Consider the following 20,598-nt stretch of genomic DNA (forward strand, 5'->3'; position numbering starts at 1 on the left):
TTATTCCAGGAAATGTCTTACAAATTATTAAAGGTTGGTGGAGCGGGGGAGGGAGAAGATAAATTCCGTGCCTACCCCTTCCGTGCTTACCACATCGATGTTTTCCCCGTGAGACTGGATGATCTCCTTCACGATGGAAAGCCCCAGCCCGGTGCCTTTTTTATCCTTGCCCCTTGACAGGTCCGTCTTATAAAAACGCTCCCAGATCTTTTTTTGGCTGTCCTTTGGGATGCCGATCCCCGTATCCTTCACTGATACGAATATTTTCTCATACCGGCCTGATGCCTGTATATAGATGGTGGAGTTGTGATGGCTGAATTTGATCGCATTGTCAATGAGATTGTAGAGGACCTGCTGTATTTTCCCAAGGTCCGCAAACACCATCTGGATGCTGTCGGAGAATGTGAGTTCAAAGCTTATATTCTTGGCATCGCAGGTGCCCTCAAATGAGGCCGCCGTATCCTTGATGACCCGGTTGATGTCAAAGTTTGTGCGGGACAGGTAACCTTTGGCATCCAGTGAATTCAGGGTCAGCATGCTTTCAGTCAGCTTGTGCAGGCGGTCTGTCTCTGAGATAACACGGGAAATATACTTCTCGTACATCTCGCTGGGAATGGTGCCGTCCAGGATGGCTTCCAGGTATCCTTTGATGGAAGTCAGCGGTGAGCGGTAATCATGGGAAACATTGGCAATGAAGTTTTTCTGGTACTCCTCCATCTTATTCAGCTCATCAGACATGTAGTTCAGCGTGTTGGCCAGATAGCCCACCTCATCATGGGTTTTTACTTCAATCCTGTAATCCAGATTGCCTGCGGCATATTCGTTGGCGCCATAGGTGATCTTGCGCAGGGGCAGGTATACGGTCTGGGTAAATACCAAAAGGATGATCAAGGACAAAGCAAACACAATGGCGGATGTGATGTAGAGGATGTTCAGGATATCATTTTGGGACTGGGTGATCTGACTCAGAGGGAGATGGATCAGAACGTAGCCGTAGGTGTTGTAATTCCCTGTGATGGGAGCGGATACGCTGAGTACGTCCTCTTTAAATAACCCATAATAGTTGCCCATGGAATAGGATCGGTTGCCCACTGCAGTGGGGTCAAAATTGGTGATGGTGGTCTGGACCCGGGAACTGCCCTGGCTGTCCATGACAACAGTCCCCTGCCGGTTGACAACCCATATTTCGGCCCGCAGGTACTTGGAAAGAGCCCGGATCTGGGAGGTGACCTCCTCGGAGTCCAGACGCTTGCCCTGGTACATGGTGCTGCAGGAGGATGCAATGATATTGGCTTCGTCATACATGGCATCCGCCTGGTATCTCACCAGATAGTCGCGTGTCATTTTCGATGAAAATGTGGCGATTGTGATGAACCCTAAAAGCCCGAATATCAGGTATCCCAGTATGAACTTGGAATATAAGGAACGGGTCATCGTGTTACCTCTTTACTTCAAATTTGTAGCCGATTCCCCACACAGTGGTGATGGCCCAGTTGGTATGATCTTTTATTTTTTCCCGGAGACGTTTGATATGTACGTCCACGGTGCGGGTGTCGCCTATATACTCATAGCCCCAGATGTGGTCCAGAAGCTGTTCCCTGGTGAATACCTGGTTGGGTGAGGATGCCAGGAAATATAAAAGCTCCAGCTCTTTTGGCGGCATTTCCACGGAGTGGCCCATGTAGATCACGGAGTAGTTGGTCAGGTTCACAATCAGATCCGGATACTCCACATACTCCCCCTGCTGCTGGGTGGAGGAGGGCATGGGAGCGGGAGCCGCCTGGTAGCGGCGCAGCACGGCCTTTACCCTGGCCACCAGTTCCTTGGAGTCAAATGGTTTTATCATATAATCGTCAGCCCCCAGCTCCAGGCCCAGGACTTTGTCAAAAATCTCTCCCTTGGCCGACAGCATGATGACCGGTACCTGAGAGGCGGACCGCAGCTCCCGGCACACCTGATATCCGTCCATGCCCGGAAGCATCAGGTCCAGAAGGACCAGGTTGGGCTTAAATTCAGGGAACACCCTGAGCGCTTCCTCACCATCTCCCACGATCATTGTCTCATAACACTCTTTCATCAGGTAGAGGGAGATTAATTCCGCAATATTTGCATCATCATCCACAATCAGAATTCTCTGCTTCTCTGCCATGTTCTATTCCTCCTCTTTGGGTCAGTTTTAGTTGGGTGATCATTTACTTGAAGGTCACAATAGTTACGCCGGAGTCCCCTTCTCCGAACTGGCCAAGGCGGAATTCCTTTACGTATTTTAACTGGCGAAGACGCTTGTGCACCGCGTTCTTTAGGGCGCCTGTACCGCGCCCATGGACTACGCGCACGCTCTGCAAATGGGCCAGGTAGGCATCGTCCAGGTATTTTTCCATGACAGGAAGGGCTTCATCAGTGGTCATGCCTATGAGGTTCACTTCCGTGGAAATGGATGCGGACTTGGACATCTTGATCTGGCTGGAGCCGCTTCCCTTGCCCTTGGCCGGGGACTTCCCGCCATAGCTGTAGGAGGAGCCGTCACCCAGGGTAGCGCTTATGTCCTTTTCATTGAGGAGTTCCAGGTCCTTAATGTTTACCAGGGAGCGGAGTATGCCCATCTGCACATAAAGGTCGCCCTTGGCATTGGGCAGGGTGCTTACCGTGCCCTTTAAGTTCATGGACAGGACCTTGACGCCATCGCCGATTTTCAGTTTCTTGGGAGAAATGGGCTGGCTGGGGCCTTTGGCCTTAACCGCCAGTTTCTCATCTGTTTTTTTCATCTGGTCCCTCAGCTTGGCGCGCTGTTCCTCCAGCTCCTTGTTCACACCGCTGCTGGCAGCCAGTTTGTTGATCTGTTTGATGGTCTGGTCCGCTGTCTCCTTGGCTTCACGCAGAATGCGCTGGGCCTCCTCGGTGGCATTCCGGATCACCTTATCCTTGCGTTCGTCCAGGCGCTCCTCCTTCTGGGTGAGCCTGGATTTGAGCTTGGCGATCTCTTCCTTGTAGGTATTGATCTCCGCCTGCTCCTTCTCTATGGTAAGGCGGCTGGACTCCAGGCTGGACAGCAGGTCCTCAAAGGACTCATCCTTGGCTTCCAGATGGTTCTTGGCGTCCTCAATGATATAGTCCGGAAGTCCCAGCTTCTTGGAAATGGCAAATGCATTGCTTTTGCCGGGAATGCCGATCAGCAGTCTGTAGGTGGGCTGCAGTGTCTCCACGTTAAACTCACAGCAGGCATTCTCCACACCCTGTGTTCCAAGGGCAAACACCTTCAGCTCACTGTAATGGGTGGTGGCCATGGTGCGGCACTTCATGTTGTGCAGGAAGGAAAGGATGGCAATGGCCAGGGCAGCACCCTCTGTGGGGTCTGTTCCTGCGCCAAGTTCATCAAAAAGACACAGGGAGCGTGCATCAGCTTCGCTTAAAATGCGGACAATATTAGTCATATGGGCGGAGAAGGTGCTGAGACTTTGTTCAATACTCTGTTCATCGCCGATATCTGCAAACACCTCGTCAAACACTGCCAGCTCGGATCCTTCCCAGGCCGGGATGTGCAGCCCTGACTGGCCCATGAGGGTAAAGAGCCCCACGGTCTTTAAGGACACGGTCTTGCCGCCGGTATTGGGGCCTGTGACGATAAGCAGGTCAAAATCCTTTCCCAGCCATACATTGATGGGAACCACGGACTGGGGATTTAGCAGCGGATGGCGCCCGTCCTTGATATGGATAAAACCGCGGTTGTTAAATACAGGGGCACTGCACTTGTAGCGGCGCGCCAGGCTTGCTTTTGCGAAGATAAAGTCCAGTTGTGACAACAGCTCCTGGTTCATCTTAAGCTCCTCAATAAAGGGCGCGGCCTGATTGCTGAGAGAAGCCAGGACAGCTTCGATCTCCTTCTGTTCCTGGATCTCCAGTTCGCGCACTTCATTGTTCAGCTTGATAATGGCCATGGGCTCTATGAACAGAGTGGAGCCGGTCGCAGACTGGTCGTGGACCATGCCGGACACCTGGTTCTTGTATTCGGATTTGACGGGAAGGCAGTAGCGCCCGTCCCTCATGGTGATAACCGCGTCCTGAAGATAGGAACGGTTGGAATTGAGGATGGAATTCAGCTGTGTATGGATGCGGTCGGCGATCACCTTCATGGACCGGCGTACATGGGATAATCCGGGACTGGCATCATCCGCCACCTCGTCCTCGGAGAGGATACAGCGTTTGATCTCGTTGTTCAGGGGGGTGAGGGGTTCCAGACCTGCAAACAGAGGTTCCAGGGAATCGGATGTGTCGATTCCGTCCTGCCGGCTGCCATCGTCCTCTGCCTCATGCCTGCCATAGGCCTTGGCCCTGGCCGCTGCGGTCATGTTGGAGCTGATGGAGAGCAGCTCCGGTATGCTTAAGGAACTTCCGATCTCCAGACGTTTTAATGAGTCCCTGATGTCCCTGACGCCTGCAAAAGAAGTGGTGCCTTTTAATCGGACTCTTGTAACTGCATCAGTTGTCTGCGCCTGCCATGTGCGGATCTCTTCCAGATCCGATGAAGGGGCAAGGCCGCGGCAGAGTTCTTTTCCCAGAGGGGACGCCGCATATTCTGTCAACTGGTTGATTATCTTATCGTATTCTAACGTTTTTAATGCTTTCAAATTCATATGATCCACCTATAATTTATGTCAAGATGCTGGATTAAAAAGGGCCTTTTTCCAAAAGGCGACATTTAAATTATACCATAAAAAATGATATTTACTATCTTTTTTACGATCTTTTCATATATAAAATCTTGCATAATATCTGGAAGAAACGTATAATAGAAAATGAGATTCTTCGTGAGGGAGGAGTACTATGGCGGATAAACATGCAGACCAGCATAGAAATACCAACCAGCAGGACCATGAGCCGGACAAGTCCCACCGCTTTATCAATGAAAAAATTGTCCGTCAGCCCCTGTCCAGGCGTCAGGTTGCCAGGAAGATCCTGCTGACTGTATTTTGTGCTGTGTTGTTCGGCGTATTGTCGGCTATCTGTTTTGTGGTGAGCCGTCCCGTGGCGGAGCGTCTGCTGGGCCAGGAAACACCTGAGGAGAGCAGTCAGATCACCATTCCCAAGGATGATCCGGAGACCACCCAGGCCACTACGGCAGAGGAATCCTCCGAAGCGGAACCGGCCCAGACAGAGCCTGTGGATGAGATGGTACGCTCCGAGATGGAGAAGTACCGGTATTCCATTGACGATTTGAATAAATTATACAGCAACCTTCGTGCCATTGCCGTTAATGCGGACGACAGTCTGGTGGTGGTGCATTCCATACAGCATGAAAAGGACTGGTTTGATAATCCTATTGAGACATCAGGACAGTTCTCCGGAATTATCATTGCCAGGACCAGGGCTGAAATCCTTATATTGGCTCCCGGGCAGGCGGTGAAGGCAGCGGATTCCATTGAAGTTGCGTTCCCGGATAATACCATGATGCCGGGCACGGTGAAGCAGAGCGACACCATCGCCGGTCTGGCTGTGATAAGTGTGGATGCGGCCCAGATGGACAGCGAGCAGTTTAAGAAGGTAGAGGCCATTGAACTAGGAAATTCCTACTCGGTAAAGCAGGGAGATCTGGTGGTGGCAGTGGGCGCTCCTGCGGGGATCGTGCATTCCAGTGATTACGGCAACATTTCCTATGTTGTGCGCAATGTGCAGACCGTGGATGGTACAAGCCGTTTTTTCTACACAGATGCCAATGGGGATGCGGATGCAGGAACATTTCTGGTCAATACATCCGGTGAACTGATCGGATGGGTTACGGATCAATATGATGATGAGGACTCCGGCCGGATGACCACGGTGGTGGCTGTGTCTGATTATAAGGGGATCCTTTCCATGCTGATCAACGGGATTTCAGCTCCGTATTTCGGCATTAAGGGGCAGGAGGTAAATCAGGCCATGGAGGACAGCGGCATGCCTTACGGCATTTATGTCACTGCATCCATTACAGACGGACCGGCGTATAATGCGGGCATACAGGCAGGCGACATCATTACCTGGATGAACGGTGAGCAGGTGGGTAATATGAAGGATTTCCAGAACCAGGTGGAGAAGCTTCATGTGGGCGACAAGATCAAGGTAGCCGTACTGCGCAACGGGAAAGATGAATATAAAGAAATTGAATTTCCAGTAACCATCGGAGCCAGGTAGTTCAGACGCCTGGCTGCGTTATTGTATAGTCATTTAATATAGTCATTCAAACTTATGCAATGCAGTACTAAACATATCAGAAAGACGAGGAAGTAAAAATGAAACACATTGACACCTTCAGGGAAGGCATGCACATTGCGGATGTGTACCTGTGCAAGAACAAGCAGATTGCACTGACAAAGAGCGGCAAGGAGTACGGCAATCTGGTGCTTCAGGATAAGACAGGGACCATTGATGCCAAGATCTGGGACCTGGGTTCGCCCGGCGTGGGAGAGTTTGAAACCATGGATTATGTTCACGTGGAGGCGGACATTACCCTGTTCCAAAGCTCCAACCAGATGAATATACGCCGCATCCGCAAGGCCCAGGAAGGGGAGTACGTGGAAGCGGATTATCTGCCGGTTTCCAAGAAGAATATTCAGGAGATGTATGAGGAACTGCTGGGCTACATAAGATCCGTGAAGAACCAGCATCTTCAGAAGCTGTTAAGTATTTATTTTGTGGACAGCCCGGCCTTTGCAAAGGCATTCCAGTTCCACTCCGCTGCAAAAAGCGTCCATCATGGATTTGTGGGCGGACTTTTGGAGCATACCCTGAGCGTGACAAAGCTTTGTGATTATTATGCTTCCTACTATCCTCAGCTCAACCGGGATCTGCTGCTGACAGCAGCCATTTTCCATGACATCGGTAAGACAAAGGAATTGTCCCGTTTCCCGGAGAATGATTATACGGATGACGGCCAGCTGCTGGGGCATATTATTATTGGTACCGAGATGGTGAGCAGGGGTATACGTGCCATTCCGGGATTCCCGGAGGTGCTGGCTCTGGAGCTTAAGCACTGTATCCTGGCACATCACGGAGAGCTGGAATACGGCTCACCTAAGAAACCGGCTCTGTTAGAGGCATTGGCCCTGAACTTTGCGGATAATACAGATGCCAAGATGGAGACCATGATCGAGGCGCTGAATGCAGGCAATGCTGGAAATGATAATAAAGGCTGGCTGGGATACAACAGGCTGCTGGAGACAAATATCAGGAAGACTTCGGAGTAAGAAAGATTTTTACAGCAGAAAAATTTCGACAATAAAAAGATTTCGGCAATAGAAAAATTTCGGCAATAGAATGAATGGAAAAGGCTGAAAACACGGGGCGTGAGGAGTGGTGGAAGAAAAAATCAAACGCGCGTTGATGTTTTCAGCTTTTTAAATGAAAATTTGCCTGAAATCCATGGGCAAGAACGTTAAGGCAGGAGATGTATAATGGAAAAGAACCAGGAATTTACGGTTGTGATAGAGGACATGAGTGAGGATGGCGCAGGGGTGGGAAAGCTGGATGGCTACATCTGGTTTATCAAGGACACGGTAATAGGGGATGTGGTCCGTGCAAAAGCCATGAAGATGAAAAAATCATATGGTTTTGCACGCCTGATGGAGGTGCTGGAACCGTCCGGCAGCCGGGTGGAGGCGGCCTGCCCCGTGGCACGCCGGTGCGGCGGGTGCCAGCTTCAGTCCATGAGCTATGAAGAGCAGCTTCGGTTTAAGGAGCGGAAGGTGCTTAACAATCTGATGCGGATCGGAAGGTTTGGCCGGGAGGAAATTAACATGCTGCCCATCATGGGTATGGAACATCCATGGCGATACCGCAACAAGGCACAGTTCCCCTTTGGCAGGGACAAGAATGGGAAGATCATAGCGGGATTTTATGCCGGCCGTACCCACGACATCATAGAAAATGATGACTGTCTCTTGGGGGTGGAGGAGAATCAGGAGATATTAGGGATCATCAAACGGTTCATGGAAGAACAGGGGGTGGAGCCCTATGACGAGACCGGTCATAAAGGTCTTGTGAGACATGCGCTGATCCGAAAGGGATTTAAGACCGGGGAGATCATGGTCTGCCTGGTGATCAACGGGAGAAAGCTGTCAGGGAAGAACGCGGGGACAGGAGAGGAGCGCCTGGTGGAAATGCTGCGCCAGGTAAAAGGGATGACCAGTATTTCCTACAGCATCAATACGGAACAGACAAATGTGATCATGGGAAAGGAGATCGTAAACCTATATGGGCCTGGGTATATAAGGGATTATATCGGGGATGTGCAGTACCAGATCTCCCCGCTTTCATTTTACCAGGTAAATCCCGTGCAGACGGAGAAGCTGTACAAAACCGCCCTGGAGTATGCAAATCTTAGCGGAAATGAGACGGTGTGGGATCTGTACTGCGGCATCGGGACCATTTCCCTGTTCCTGGCCCAAAAAGCAAAGCAGGTCTATGGGGTGGAGATCGTGCCCCAGGCCATTGAGGATGCCCGGACGAATGCGGCTGTCAATGAGATGGATCATGTGGAATTCTTTGTGGGAAAGGCGGAGGAGGTACTTCCCCAACAGTATGAGAAAAACCAGATCCACGCGGACGTGATCGTGGTGGACCCACCCAGAAAAGGGTGTGATACGGTCTGCCTGGATACGATACTTAAAATGCAGCCGGAGAGGGTGGTCTATGTGAGCTGCGATTCGGCTACGCTGGCCAGGGATCTGAGGTATCTGGCTGATGGGGGATATGAGGTGGAGAAGGTGAGATGTTGTGATATGTTTCCTGGGACGGTGCATGTTGAAGCAGTGATAATGATGACGTATTGTGGTTCAGATAAGAAAACCAAGGGTTAGACCACAAGATGTTGTGGTTTTTGGCTCAAAAACGACTGGTTTCAGAGCTCAAAAAATGCGATTTTTGACCCCGTTTTTTTGCCCCTTCCACAGATGACATAGATGATTTTAAGAAAATGCGATAGTTTTGGGTTAAGAGAAGGTAGCTAAAAAAAACCGGGATAATATTCTTCGTAAGGGTGTCATACGACCATAACAAGATGATGAAATTACAAGACAGTTCAGAGCTTACACAACTATGAAATGAAATTTTATATTGATTTGCAGAAGTGAATATATTATCAGTTAAAAATTAAGAGGCTAAGTTTCAGGTCAACTTTAATGACCTGCAGACTTAGCCTTTTTTTGTTCCCATTTTTTATGACACAGAAAATATAAAATGTAGGAGGTCAAATTCATCATGAGCAAAATTTTTTCTATCATTGGTCTGGAAACCAATACAGGAATTCGCGATGCTGGAATTATGAGCGGTATTCCGGAGGTAGAGGACATACAACGGTCCAATCTATACACGGAGCTTCTTGAGGACTGTGGTGCATCAGAGTACATCGCCGTGATCGCCAAATCTTTTCGTTACGGGCACGGTCCTCCCGAACCTGCTGGTGCGGAGGATTTAAGTTGGATTGCTCTGCATCGTGAAATGATTGAAACTGGTGAAGTGGTGGAACTACAAGCCTCCCGTCTCGTTATTATCTATCCCGGTCAAGGGATGCAACTTAATATGTAGCGCCTTTTGGCTTCAACTGAAACTGAAAGGCGCTTTTTCTTTTTCCTGAATCAACTATGATAAACAGAATAAGAAAACATGAGGCGTCGTCTTTGGAAAAAGGCGGCGCCTTTTTTGTTTTCAGCGAAAGGAGCATAAACCATGAATCAAAAAGCAAATCCATTAGAAAAGCCGGGTGCGGGAGCAACCGGTCCCCCAAAACGTTATGGCGTGCCGCTGCCAGCCGAGCGTTCCCGTTGCGAGGGCTGTCCTTATCCCCGTATCGGTTTCATTTGCTGGAGTTCGGATGGAACCTGTATGAAAACGGATGTTGATGCCATCAACCGCCGCAGTAAAGGCAGGTGAAAAAATGAACAGCATCATCAGCTGGGTAGGCGGAAAAAAAGCACTGCGGGAACTAATCTATCAGCGAATGCCCAAAGAGTTCGGGCGGTATATTGAGGTTTTCGGCGGCGGGGGCTGGGTGCTGTTCGGTCGGCCGGTTGATACCGCCATGGAGGTGTACAACGATTTTAACTACGACCTAACGAACATGTTCCGGTGTGCTAAGGAGCAAACACTTGCACTGATTCAGGAACTGAACTTCCTGCCGCTGAATGGGCGAGATGAGTTTGGCGTGCTTCGCAGGTATTTGGAGAAGCAGGAATTCACCAGTGAGTATCTGGCAAAGGAGTTAGAGCTTGCCGGGCGATCTCTCTCCCCACTTGAGCATGAAGATATCCGGCAGATTCTTACAGAGAAAGCAGTCATGAATGATGTGAAGCGCGCCGCCGCCTTCTATAAACTCATTCGATACAGTTACGGAAGCGGATGCACCAGCTTCGGCTGTCAGCCCTTTGATATCCGGAAAGCCTTTCACCTGCTCTGGCAGGCCAATGTTCGTTTAAAGGATACGGTCATAGAGAACAAGGACTTTGAAGACCTCATCCGACAGTACGACAGAGAAAATGCTTTCATTTATTGCGATCCTCCCTATTATCAGACAGAAGGACATTATGCTGTTGAATTCAGAAAGGAGGATCATTACCGTTTGCGGGATACGCTGACAGCCTGCAAGGGTAAATTTCTGGTCAGCTATAACGACTGCGAATTCATCAGGGAGCTGTATAAAGACTTCCAGATCGAATCGGTCAGCCGTCTCAATAATCTGGCGCAGCGCTATGACAATGGAAGTGAGTACGCCGAGGTGCTGATTTCCAACTATGATACTGGCGAAAGGTTGCGGGATATGCCATCACAGCTCAATCTTTTTGACACCGGTCTTTTCTTTGACCAATAACCCAACTCCCGCAAGGGGTATTAATGAAGGAGGAAACATTCTATGAAAATTATGAAAACAAAAGCGGTCGTCGATACCCAGGGATTTCTGACGCTTCCTGCAATTCCCGCAGGGCTGACACCTGGTGATCAGGTCAATGTCATTCTTGCATCCCAGGCGGAGGAATCAGCCCCTCTGCTTTTACTTACCCAATCCGGCATCGAGGTTGCCGTACCATTGTGCGCTTTGTCGGATGCTCCGGAGGACGAGGATGAAGCAGATGACGAGGACGGTCTGAATCTGCCGGCAGAGCTGCTGGAGGATGCGGGAATTCCTGCCGACAGTGCTCTGGAAATCATCTGTGGGGACGGCGCCATTGTCATTTTTGCCTCAGATATTTTAAATCAACTGCCAGAGGAGCTGACCGGGCTCTTTCAAGAGCTTGGTATTCACCCCGATACCGTTCGGGAGGTTATGAGAAAGGAGGGTTACTTTGTATGAATGCTAAAAACACATACCGCATTATCGACAGTAAGGGCAGAGTGCTGATTCCCAAGGACATGCGCTCAGCATCCGGACTGGACTACGGCGATATCGTAAAGCTGAATGTCCGTCAGGGTGCAGTCAGCATTCAGAAGGTGGAGCTTATCGAGGTGGGCGACCAGTCCCCTGAAGCGGTGGAAGCCTATGTACGCGCTGCCATCAAGCGTATGTCGGATGACACACAGTTGAGCCTCATCACCGATCTGACCGGGTTGCTCAAGCAAAGGAAGGAGAATTAATTGGTGGATGAAAAAAAGCTTTTAACTTCACAGGATTGCCAGCAGACCGGATATGATATCTCACTGGAGGGAAAGGTTGTGGTGCTGAGTGCGGACGCACTTCCGGAAGCCTTCCGCAGTACGGAGCATCAGTTGTATTTCTGTACCGGAGGCTTTGGCAGCAAGCCCAACCCCAGTGGACGTGCGGTCTTTGCCGTATCCCTGGCAGATGGCGAACAGATACGCTGGAACCGCAGTGACATTCTCGGCATTGCAAAGCCTGAAATTCTTACGGACCATGCCAGACTCCAGCTCTCACAGATTCGTCCGGCAGGAGCGCTGGACTTGAAAAATCATGAGCCTCAGTACAGCGGTTATTGCTTTCTGCCGGATGGCCGCTATACCTCCGGTGTGTGGCTTTGCAGCCCCAAGGAGGTGCAGGACTACATCGACCTGCAGAAGGAATATCAGCATCGAATCATGGTCTGCGACCGGGATGATTTCTGCGTTTTTGATATGGTGGATGGTAAACTCATCTATCCAACGCAGGAGATACTGGATGCACATCGCAAAGAACAGGAACAAAATGGCGGCATGGAGCTGAAGCTGTAACGCGTTGCAGACTTTGGCTCCTTTTATAAAAAATTGAAAGGAAGGTATTCTCATGGCAGAAAAGAAAAAGGGAAGGGTTGGCGTAATCGCCATCCTCATTCTCCTCCTGCTGCTGATCGGCGGCGGGATTTTTGTTTTTATGGAACAGCGTCCCGATTTGTTTATCCCGGAGGATGAGATCCTCACCCGTGGTGAGTTCGCTACTATTATGGTGCGGGATATCCCGCTGGACACAAAGGACGTGGAGAAAGACCCGGCCAGTTTCCCTGATATTGACGGACATTGGTCGGAAAAGTACATTGAGGCGCTGATTGATGCAGGCATCATTGACCCTGCTGACTATCCGGATGGCTTCCATCCCGATGATCCGATCACCCGTGCTGAAATCATCAAGATGCTGGTGCGTATCAGCGGAAAGGATGAGGAAGCGAAAAATACCCAGGGACACAGCGGCTATGACGATGACAAGGACATCAAGAATGGCGACAAGGGCTATGTCATTATCGGCAAAGAGGATGGCATTACCGGAGAAAATTCTGACGGAAAATTGAAGCCGAACGATCCGGTTACCAAGGGTGAGGCTAAGGATCTGATTGATAAAACGAAACCTCTTCCAACACCTACCCCCACACCGGAAATACCCAAGCCAACACCCGCGCCTAATACGCCCGATCCTGTAAAACCAACACCGACACCCGGCGGAAATTCGGATGACGATGATGATTCAGGAAGCTCCGGCGGCGGCTCCGGCGGCGGCTCCGGTGGTAGTTCCGGCGGAGGCCCCTATTCCTACCCGGATGCGCAGGTGCGTTTTGAGCTTCCCGAAACCGCACATACCGATACTGAAATCAAAGTCATGCCGGTATGGAAATACATGCAGAGCTTTACATGGACGTTGAGTAAAACTGCCGTGGACGGCTCCGAGCAGCCGGAAGAACTGACAGATGCCGGCACGCTCAGTCTGGAGGGCGGTATACTCCAGTTTAAGGAGCCGGGTAAATATACCCTGACCGCAACAGCGAAAAACGTCAGAGGAAAGGAAACCGTGCTATCCAAAACGGTGACGATCTACCCGGTGATTGACCTGACCTTCGCCCTGCCGGAAACCACCCACACAGACAAATCGGTGACGCTGTCCTATGCGCTGGAAGCTCTTTATGGGCATGACATCATGTGGACGGCAGAAAAAGACGGTGAAACAACAGCTCTTACCGATATGCTGGATGGTGCGCTTGGAAATGAGGGCGGCACCTTTGTGTTCAAGAATTCCGGACAACAGACACTTACAGCATCCCTGACCGATGAAACTGGCCGCAGCTTTACCCATACGGAAAGTACAACAGTCTATCCCGTTGCAGAGATTACCTTTGCGCTTCCTGAAGCAGCCCATACTGATACAGAGCTTAAAATCTCCACCACACTGCTAAATGCAGATGATATGCCTGTGGTTTGGAGCCTTATGAAGAATGGAGAGGCGGCTGAAATCGCAGAGGAACTGGAAGGCTCCCTGACCGATGAAGGCGGCAAAGTTCGTTTCAAGGACAAAGGCGTGTACCGTCTCACCGGAACGCTGACCGATGAAACAGGCAGAACCTTTGAAGCATCGCAAGCTGTTACGATTTACCCGGTAGGTTCCGTTGGCTTCTACCTTCCTGAAATCACTCATACCGACAAAAGTGTTCAGGTACAGGCATCATTCCAACATCTTGGGACTGCTGAAATCCAGTGGTCATTGACTCGAAATGGTGAAGCGGTCACGCTCTCGGACTACGTGGAAGGAACTCTAACTGGTAGCGACAGCACAGTCCGATTCAAGGAAAAGGGCGAATATATGCTGAAAGCCGCCTTTACGGACCCTGCAGGCAGAAGCTACAGCTATACTGCCCCCATTAAAGTCTATCCGGTACCGGGTATCACCTACCAGCTGCCGGGAACCGATCATACAGATTCCATTGTGTCAGTGATTCCCCAAACTGTGGAATTGAATGGCTTAAAGGTGGAATGGCTGTTGGAGAACAGCTTCGGATTCCAGGATCTTGCGACTTATCTTGACGGTACGCTTACAAATAGCGGAGGGACGATCCGATTCAAGCATGCAGGAAGCTATGAACTCATTGCCCGGATTACCGACGAAACCGGCCGTGTGTTCCTGTATGAGGATGGCGGAAAAATTGAAGTCCTGCCAGTGCTGACCCTTTCCTTTGAGCTGCCGGATGCCACCCATACCGACCGCACCCTTGACCTGCGTACCCGCGGCAATAACAATACGCTGCCGGTAGAATGGGTACTTACAAAAGATGGGGAGTCGGTTGAGCTTAGCGAAACGCTGGAAGGCAGTCTGAATGCTTACGGCGGGAAAATCCGCTTTAAGGATGTCGGAACCTACACCCTGACCACTTCCATGACAGACGCTCTTGACCGTGTATTTTCTTACAGAGCAGCTACAACAGTCTATCCTGTACCGTCAGTTACGTTGAATGTACCTCAGGTATGGTATGCAGGAGAAGCTGGGGCGGTCAGCGTCACCGGTACGGATCTGGAGAACCTCACTGCTAACTGGACAATCAGCAAGGACGCAGGCGAAGCCAAGCCTTATGCCTCCTATGCCTCTGGTTCCTTGACAGAAGAAGGTGGCTCCCTTACTTTTTCTGCAAAGGGAACCTATCAGCTGGTTCTGACCATGACAGACCCTGCCGGCCGCACCTATGAAAAAAGCCGGGATTTTACTGTCTATCCTATCCCGACCATGAGCATCAGCGTTCCTGCATTGACCTACAGCGGGGACTCCATGGCGGTTACCGCTTCGGGCTCGGAGCTTGCGGAAATGGATATGGCATGGCTTCTTTCTATTGATGGCGGAGCCGCCAGACCTTATACCGAGTATGCAACAGGTGCTCTGACCAAGAATGGTGGAAATCTGCATACCTCTACCAACAAGACAATCACCGTGAAGATGATTGTAGAAGCAACAGATACAAACGGCCGCAAGTTTACTTTTGTTTCAAATGCAGGAACAATCAAGCCTCTTGCCAGCTTCCCGTTTACCGTGCCGTCCTCCGTTCATATCGGCTCCGGTTTTAATGTATCCCTGCCGGCAGCCACCGGACTGGATAGTAGAAATCTTGTATGGTCCCTGACCAAGGGCGGCAGTCCGGCATCCTATACCGGAAGTCTCGTAAACAGTGGCGGCAATATTACCATCAGCGCCACAGGCAGCTATGTTCTGACTGCCAGCACCACAGATAGCACAGGGCGCATCTTCAGTTATGCTCAGAATGTCGCCATCACCAACAATGCACCGAACAAACCAACCGGAAGCGCCTCCGTTACCCGCACGGCTCAAAATGGTAAGCTGCGGGTGAATATTACTGCATCGGCTACCGACCCGGATGGGGATGCTGTCACTCTGGAATACTCCGGCAACACTACCGACAGCTATTATGCCGTGGGCGCTCATACCGTAAAGGTTCGTGCTAAAGATGCATGGGGGCTATACTCTGACTGGACAAATATCACCTTCACTGTGAGTAATTCCGCACCCAGTACCCCGGTGATTGCCCGCACACCAAACGGAAACAGCGTGGCTCCCGGAGTTGCCATTACCATTACCGCCTCCAGCACAGACCCCGACGGGGATGCAATCAGCTATATTTGGGAAGGCCGTCCTGCGCAGACAAGTACCGCATATCCGCTAGGGAAAAACGTGGTGCGAGTGAAAGCGGTGGACTCCACCGGCGCCGAATCTCCCTGGGCAGCGATTGTATTCTTTGTAGCCGACCCGAATCGCGGCGGCGGCATGACCCTGACAGGCCCCGAATCAGTCATTCTGGAGCAGGGCATCTCCGGCGCGACCATTACCAATTACACCTTCACCGTGCCGCCTGTTTCCGGGCATTCCGGCAATGACTACGGACGTGTGCGCGGATACAATACCTTGACCGGACAGTGGGATCAGCTCGACTACGGAACTACCACCAACGGCATCACTTTCAGCCGTTCCCTTTCCCCCGGCATCTATAGTCAGCTGGAGTTTTATTACTACACCAACCATGATTGCATGTATAACAAATCCAACATTACCTACAGTGTGGAGTTTTTCTTTCAGTAATTAGCCACACCCGGAAAGGAGGACTTTTTCATGAGTAATATTCAGATTAAAAACAACCGCATTCTGTACTACGGAAACACGGCAGGCTATCTCTCCGGGGAAAATGCCGTGGTCGATCCCATGTTCCAAACCGATGAGCTGAAATCCTATCTCACAGAAAAAAAGGGACTGGAAGTGGAATGGACACCCGGCACCTTCGAGCGTCTGGCGGCGGGAACCCTCGATCCAGAGGGCAACGCTGCACTGCTCAAGCGCTGCCGTGTGTGGCAGATTGCACCTGAAACGGATGTGATGATGAAATTCATCAGCTATGATGAATTTACAAGACGCTTCGGGGAACCAGACTCCGCCAGCTACCAGGTGGTGTATGACGGCGAGGTGGATACCAATGCACTGGAAGAGCTCTATACCAAATTCAATGTCGACCACCCACCCGGCTACGAGGGGCACAGCCTATCTATGTCAGATGTGCTGGAGCTGTATGACAAAAATGGCAGCACCTTTCACTACTGTGATACCTTCGGCTTCAAGGAAATCTCGTTTCAAGCGCCGGATCAGGAACAAATCCAGGGACCGCAAATGAATCTGTAGCTACAAACAACACAGCCATCGGGCTGTTTTTTATTGCTTAAAATGAAGGAGGAAAACACATGAACCAGCAATCGACACCCATCAAAATCGATGCCCGTATCAATACGATTCACCTGAATGGCAGGGTAAGAGCCTTTGCATCCATTACGCTGGCAGACTGCTTTGTTGTCCGGGGCGTGAAGGTCATCGAAACACCCACTGGCCTGTTTGCCGCTATGCCAAGCCGCAGAAGTGCCTCCGGTGAGTACCGGGACACTTGCTTTCCTATCGTAAAAGAGCTTCGGGAGCAGATCAATGAAGCGGTACTGGAAGCATACCGACAGGCACTCCTGCAGGCCGGGGAGCAGACCCTGCAAGTAGAAGAATCTGAAGAAGGAGGAATCACTCATGAGTAAAGCACAAACTGTACAGAAAGCAGCACAGACCGCCGCTGAACAGCCACTCCCCATGAAAATCGACGTGAAGATCGGCTCCATTCGTCCGGACGGCAATGTCAGGGCGTATGCATCAGTCAACCTAAATGACTGCTTTGCCATCCGCAACGTGAAAATCGTGGACAGTACCAAAGGACTGTTCATTGCCATGCCCAGCTATAAGGCTGGCAATGGCGAGTACAAGGATATCTGCTTCCCGGTCACCAAGGAGTTCCGCGAACAGCTCAACCAAGCGGTAGTTGACGCTTACCAGCAAGCTCTGACACAGAGTCAGGCCCAGGGCAGACAGCTGATGGAACAGGCATCCCAGCCGGAGCAGCAGCCCGGCATGCAGATGGCGGGGCTGTAGTCTCACCATGTCAACCATTCACCAATACTTAAAACCAAATAAAATAAAATGGAGGTCATTTCAATGAAAAAATTCGTATCCAAGGTAAGCAATAAGCTCACTACAAAGGCACTGGAAGCACAGGCTCTGCTCCGCAGAAAGGACGGGGAAAATTTCGTCGACACGGCAATCAAGATCCTTATGGCTGTTGTCATTGGTGCTCTGGTGCTGGCCGGATTGTATGCACTGTTCGGTGAGACCGTCCTACCTACATTAAAACAGCGTATCGTTGATATGTTCAATTATGGTGGCTGATCCGTTGCTCCTGCTGCAGGGCGGCTTTTTTATTGTCCTGCTGACTGCGGTATCCGCTTGGGATATCTGCAAACGGATCGTCCCCGACATGCTTTGCCTATGCATCGCCCTGACCGCTCTGCTTGATTTCACGCCGGAAAAATTGCTTGGTCTGATTCCCAGCCTCGTCCTGCTCAGTGCTGCCCTGTTATGGGGCGGCATGGGTGGCGGGGATATCAAGCTCATGGCGGCTTCCGGTCTGGTGCTGGGCTTTTACAACGGAATGACAGCGTTAGCGGCAGGACTTATCCTGCTTCTTCTGTTTCATGCGCTGTGTTTTATAATCCAAAAACTGCGCGGGAGGACTGTGCCAAGGGCATACCCTCTCGCGCCTTTTCTATCCATTGGCTGTCTTGCAGCCTATTTTTTATTTTGAAGGAGGGCTATCCCATGAAAAAAACATTATTCACTGTCGCTTGTGTCGCTGTTCCGGTTGCTGCAGTTACAGCACTGCTTATCCGCAGATTCCGAAACCGCCGCTTTTTTTGATTCTAATCCGAATTTTAATAGAAAGAAGGAGGAATTGTCTTTATGAGTTTTCTGAAAAACCGCACGATGCTGGGGGTACTCTGCATCGCGCTTTCATTACTCATCTGCTTTGCGCTTACTCCGCTGTTTAACCAAAGCGTATCGCAGAAAACAAGTATTGTCCGGGTGGTAAAGGAGATCAAAGCCGGTGACCAGATCACAAAGGATATCGTGCAAACGGTGGAGGTGGGCGGATATAACCTGCCGGAGAACTTACTGCGCCAGACCGACTCAGTAATCGGCAAATATGCCGAAGTGGATTTGTTTCCCGGAGATTATATCCTTACCGACAAGCTATCTGACGTTCCAGCTGCCGAAAATGCCTATCTGTACAGCTTAAATGGTGACAAGCAGGCCATTTCAGTCAGTATTAAAAACTTTGCCCAGGGGCTTTCCGGCAAACTCATCTCAGGCGATATTGTCTCGGTCATTGCACCGGACTATAAAAAACAAGGCGCCACAGTCATCCCCCCAGAACTGACGTATGTAGAGGTGATCGGCGTCACGGCCAGCACCGGGTATGACACAGACACCGGAGAGATTTCAGAGGATGAGGATGAAAAGGAGCTTCCCTCTACGGTGACACTGCTGGTATCGCCCGAACAAGCAAAAATCCTTGCAGCGCTGGAATCGGACGGAAAGCTCCACCTTTCTCTCGTTTTCAGAGGTTCCAAGGAAAATGCCGTTCAGTTTACGGATCTGCAGGATGAGGTTATCGCCAAGCTGTATCCCATACTGACAGCATCGGGCGATACTCAGGCATCACAGCCTTCCGGCACAGAACCATCTGCTAAAACGGAGGCTCCTGCCACTGAAGCAGGAGGTGAATAACATGCTGAACTTTATGAAGGGAAGCCTTTTCTCCCGAGATAAAAAGGAAACCCTGCCGGAGGAACCGAAACAGGATGTTCAGGTGCTGGCAGTATGGGGCAGCCCCGGCAGTGGAAAGACCACCGTCAGTGTGCGTCTTGCCAAGTACCTTGCCGAACATAAAAAGAACGTGGCATTGCTGCTGTGTGATATGACCGCCCCCATGCTTCCCTGCATCTGCCCACCTGGTGACTTGGAGTGCGAACGCTCTCTTGGCAGTATCCTTGCCGCCACCCATGTAAGTGATCTGCTCATTGAACAGAACTGTGTGACCCATAAGAAAATCGGCAACCTGACCATGATCGGTATGCTCAAGGGCGAAAATGTCTTCACCTATCCGCCCTACAGCCAGGAGCTGGCGGCAGAGTTGATCGACCACCTACGGGATATCGCACCCTACATCATCGTCGACTGTGGCAGCTATATTGCTCACGACATTCTGTCGGCAGTTTCTCTTCTGGAGGCGGACTCCGTTCTTCGTCTGGTAAACTGCGACTTAAAATCCATCAGCTACCTATCCAGCCAGCTGCCCCTGCTGAAGGATCAGAAATGGGATGCAGATAAGCAGTATAAGGTGGCATCCAATGTACGCTCCAATCAGGCAGGAGAGCATATTGAACAGGTGCTGGGCAATGTGGTGTTTCAGCTTCCTCATTCCTATGAGCTGGAGAATCTCGCTCTGTGCGGAAATCTGTTTGGGGAGCTGAGCCTCAAGGACAGCCGGGGTTTTCGCAAGGAGATTGAAAAAATAGCAAAGGAGGTGTTTGGTGTATGAGCCGAAAGAAGCCTGGAAATGCAGACCAACAACTGGTATCTGCTCCGGTCATGAAAATAGATAAGACACAAACTGCGGCAGGCTCTCAGAGCCTGTTTTTTTCATCCTCAAATACCCGTGAATTTGCCGCAGTCCTGCGGGAGGTTCAGGCCCACATTTCCTCCCAATATGCGGGACTCATTACAGATGGCAGCAATGGTGAACGAAAGGAGCAGATCAAGCGCTACATTGCCAAGTACCTGCAGGATAATCGGGTAGCAGTGGCGGGAATGACCGAGAACCAGCTCACTGACGCGCTTTATACTGAAATGGCCGAATTTTCCTTCCTGACCAAGTACATCTTCGGGGAGGGCATTGAGGAAATTGATGGTGCGACACGTTCCTAGCTGAAAAGGTTAGGCACTAAACGTAAGAATGTAACAAA

At 50.7% G+C, this 20,598-nt stretch carries 20 protein-coding genes and 1 pseudogene; 18 read left to right on the forward strand and 3 right to left on the reverse strand.

Annotated features, from left to right (window positions below; genetic code table 11):
• Positions 1–27: 27 nt before the first annotated feature.
• Genes CLFS41_RS12040 through CLFS41_RS12050 form a run of 3 tightly spaced genes read right to left on the reverse strand, consistent with a single transcriptional unit; the run spans position 28 to position 4,631 of the window.
• Positions 28–1,434 carry a HAMP domain-containing sensor histidine kinase gene (locus CLFS41_RS12040; RefSeq protein ID WP_045092419.1) on the reverse strand — a complete coding sequence of 469 codons (1,407 nt, stop codon included), beginning with the start codon at positions 1,432–1,434 and terminating at the stop codon, positions 28–30.
• Positions 1,435–1,438: 4 nt separating this feature from the next.
• On the reverse strand, positions 1,439–2,149 hold the full coding sequence (locus CLFS41_RS12045) for a response regulator transcription factor (RefSeq protein ID WP_007865817.1): 711 nt from the start codon (positions 2,147–2,149) through the stop codon (positions 1,439–1,441).
• A gap of 43 nt (positions 2,150–2,192) precedes the next feature.
• A complete protein-coding gene (locus CLFS41_RS12050) occupies positions 2,193–4,631 on the reverse strand; it encodes an endonuclease MutS2 (RefSeq protein ID WP_007865818.1) in 2,439 nt (812 codons plus the stop codon).
• Positions 4,632–4,821: 190 nt separating this feature from the next.
• Here CLFS41_RS12050 and CLFS41_RS12055 point away from each other — a divergent pair, with 190 nt between their 5' ends.
• The 18 genes and pseudogenes from CLFS41_RS12055 to CLFS41_RS12140 all read left to right on the forward strand — a co-directional run.
• On the forward strand, positions 4,822–6,165 hold the full coding sequence (locus CLFS41_RS12055) for a trypsin-like peptidase domain-containing protein (RefSeq protein WP_007865821.1): 1,344 nt from the start codon (positions 4,822–4,824) through the stop codon (positions 6,163–6,165).
• A gap of 98 nt (positions 6,166–6,263) precedes the next feature.
• Positions 6,264–7,217, forward strand: a complete 954-nt coding sequence (locus CLFS41_RS12060) for an HD domain-containing protein (protein ID WP_045092420.1) — start codon at positions 6,264–6,266, stop codon at positions 7,215–7,217.
• A gap of 207 nt (positions 7,218–7,424) precedes the next feature.
• The gene (gene rlmD / locus CLFS41_RS12065; RefSeq protein WP_045092421.1) at positions 7,425–8,828 is read left to right on the forward strand and encodes a 23S rRNA (uracil(1939)-C(5))-methyltransferase RlmD; all 1,404 of its coding nucleotides are present in this window, start codon (positions 7,425–7,427) and stop codon (positions 8,826–8,828) included.
• Positions 8,829–9,228: 400 nt separating this feature from the next.
• Complete coding sequence (locus tag CLFS41_RS12070; RefSeq protein ID WP_033165225.1) at positions 9,229–9,555, forward strand: hypothetical protein; 327 nt, start codon at positions 9,229–9,231, stop codon at positions 9,553–9,555.
• 141 nt (positions 9,556–9,696) lie between these two features.
• Complete coding sequence (locus tag CLFS41_RS12075; protein ID WP_045092422.1) at positions 9,697–9,900, forward strand: hypothetical protein; 204 nt, start codon at positions 9,697–9,699, stop codon at positions 9,898–9,900.
• Between the two features lie 4 nt (positions 9,901–9,904).
• Entirely contained in the window at positions 9,905–10,834 is a 930-nt protein-coding gene (locus tag CLFS41_RS12080; RefSeq protein WP_045092423.1) for a DNA adenine methylase, read from the forward strand.
• 42 nt (positions 10,835–10,876) lie between these two features.
• Complete coding sequence (locus tag CLFS41_RS12085; RefSeq protein WP_045092424.1) at positions 10,877–11,314, forward strand: hypothetical protein; 438 nt, start codon at positions 10,877–10,879, stop codon at positions 11,312–11,314.
• On the forward strand, positions 11,311–11,595 hold the full coding sequence (locus CLFS41_RS12090; protein WP_045092425.1) for an AbrB/MazE/SpoVT family DNA-binding domain-containing protein: 285 nt from the start codon (positions 11,311–11,313) through the stop codon (positions 11,593–11,595). The genes CLFS41_RS12085 and CLFS41_RS12090 overlap by 4 nt, the downstream gene beginning before the upstream one ends.
• A gap of 3 nt (positions 11,596–11,598) precedes the next feature.
• Positions 11,599–12,186: a hypothetical protein gene (locus CLFS41_RS12095; protein WP_045092443.1), complete on the forward strand. Its 588-nt coding sequence runs from the start codon at positions 11,599–11,601 to the stop codon at positions 12,184–12,186.
• Positions 12,187–12,238: 52 nt separating this feature from the next.
• Positions 12,239–16,294: an S-layer homology domain-containing protein gene (locus CLFS41_RS12100; RefSeq protein ID WP_045092426.1), complete on the forward strand. Its 4,056-nt coding sequence runs from the start codon at positions 12,239–12,241 to the stop codon at positions 16,292–16,294.
• 30 nt (positions 16,295–16,324) lie between these two features.
• Positions 16,325–16,885 (forward strand): YodL domain-containing protein, encoded by a 561-nt coding sequence (locus CLFS41_RS12105; RefSeq protein ID WP_045092427.1) that lies wholly within the window; start codon positions 16,325–16,327, stop codon positions 16,883–16,885.
• A 59-nt stretch (positions 16,886–16,944) separates the two neighbouring features.
• Positions 16,945–17,280, forward strand: a complete 336-nt coding sequence (locus tag CLFS41_RS12110; RefSeq protein WP_045092428.1) for a SpoVG family protein — start codon at positions 16,945–16,947, stop codon at positions 17,278–17,280.
• On the forward strand, positions 17,273–17,668 hold the full coding sequence (locus tag CLFS41_RS12115) for a SpoVG family protein (protein ID WP_045092429.1): 396 nt from the start codon (positions 17,273–17,275) through the stop codon (positions 17,666–17,668). Before CLFS41_RS12110 ends, CLFS41_RS12115 begins: the two co-directional genes overlap by 8 nt.
• A 63-nt stretch (positions 17,669–17,731) precedes the next feature.
• Positions 17,732–17,962 (forward strand): DUF6133 family protein, encoded by a 231-nt coding sequence (locus tag CLFS41_RS12120; protein WP_024345959.1) that lies wholly within the window; start codon positions 17,732–17,734, stop codon positions 17,960–17,962.
• Positions 17,952–18,377 (forward strand): A24 family peptidase, encoded by a 426-nt coding sequence (locus CLFS41_RS12125; RefSeq protein ID WP_045092430.1) that lies wholly within the window; start codon positions 17,952–17,954, stop codon positions 18,375–18,377. Before CLFS41_RS12120 ends, CLFS41_RS12125 begins: the two co-directional genes overlap by 11 nt.
• A 155-nt stretch (positions 18,378–18,532) precedes the next feature.
• Complete coding sequence (gene cpaB / locus CLFS41_RS12130; protein ID WP_045092431.1) at positions 18,533–19,360, forward strand: Flp pilus assembly protein CpaB; 828 nt, start codon at positions 18,533–18,535, stop codon at positions 19,358–19,360.
• A gap of 1 nt (position 19,361) precedes the next feature.
• Positions 19,362–20,174 carry an AAA family ATPase gene (locus CLFS41_RS12135; protein ID WP_045092432.1) on the forward strand — a complete coding sequence of 271 codons (813 nt, stop codon included), beginning with the start codon at positions 19,362–19,364 and terminating at the stop codon, positions 20,172–20,174.
• A gap of 50 nt (positions 20,175–20,224) precedes the next feature.
• Positions 20,225–20,542: pseudogene (locus tag CLFS41_RS12140) on the forward strand (type II secretion system protein E); the annotation flags it as partial.
• Positions 20,543–20,598 lie beyond the last annotated feature (56 nt).

Origin of the sequence: Clostridium sp. FS41 (assembly GCF_000954015.1) — a bacterium.
Lineage (GTDB): Bacteria > Bacillota > Clostridia > Lachnospirales > Lachnospiraceae > Enterocloster > Enterocloster citroniae.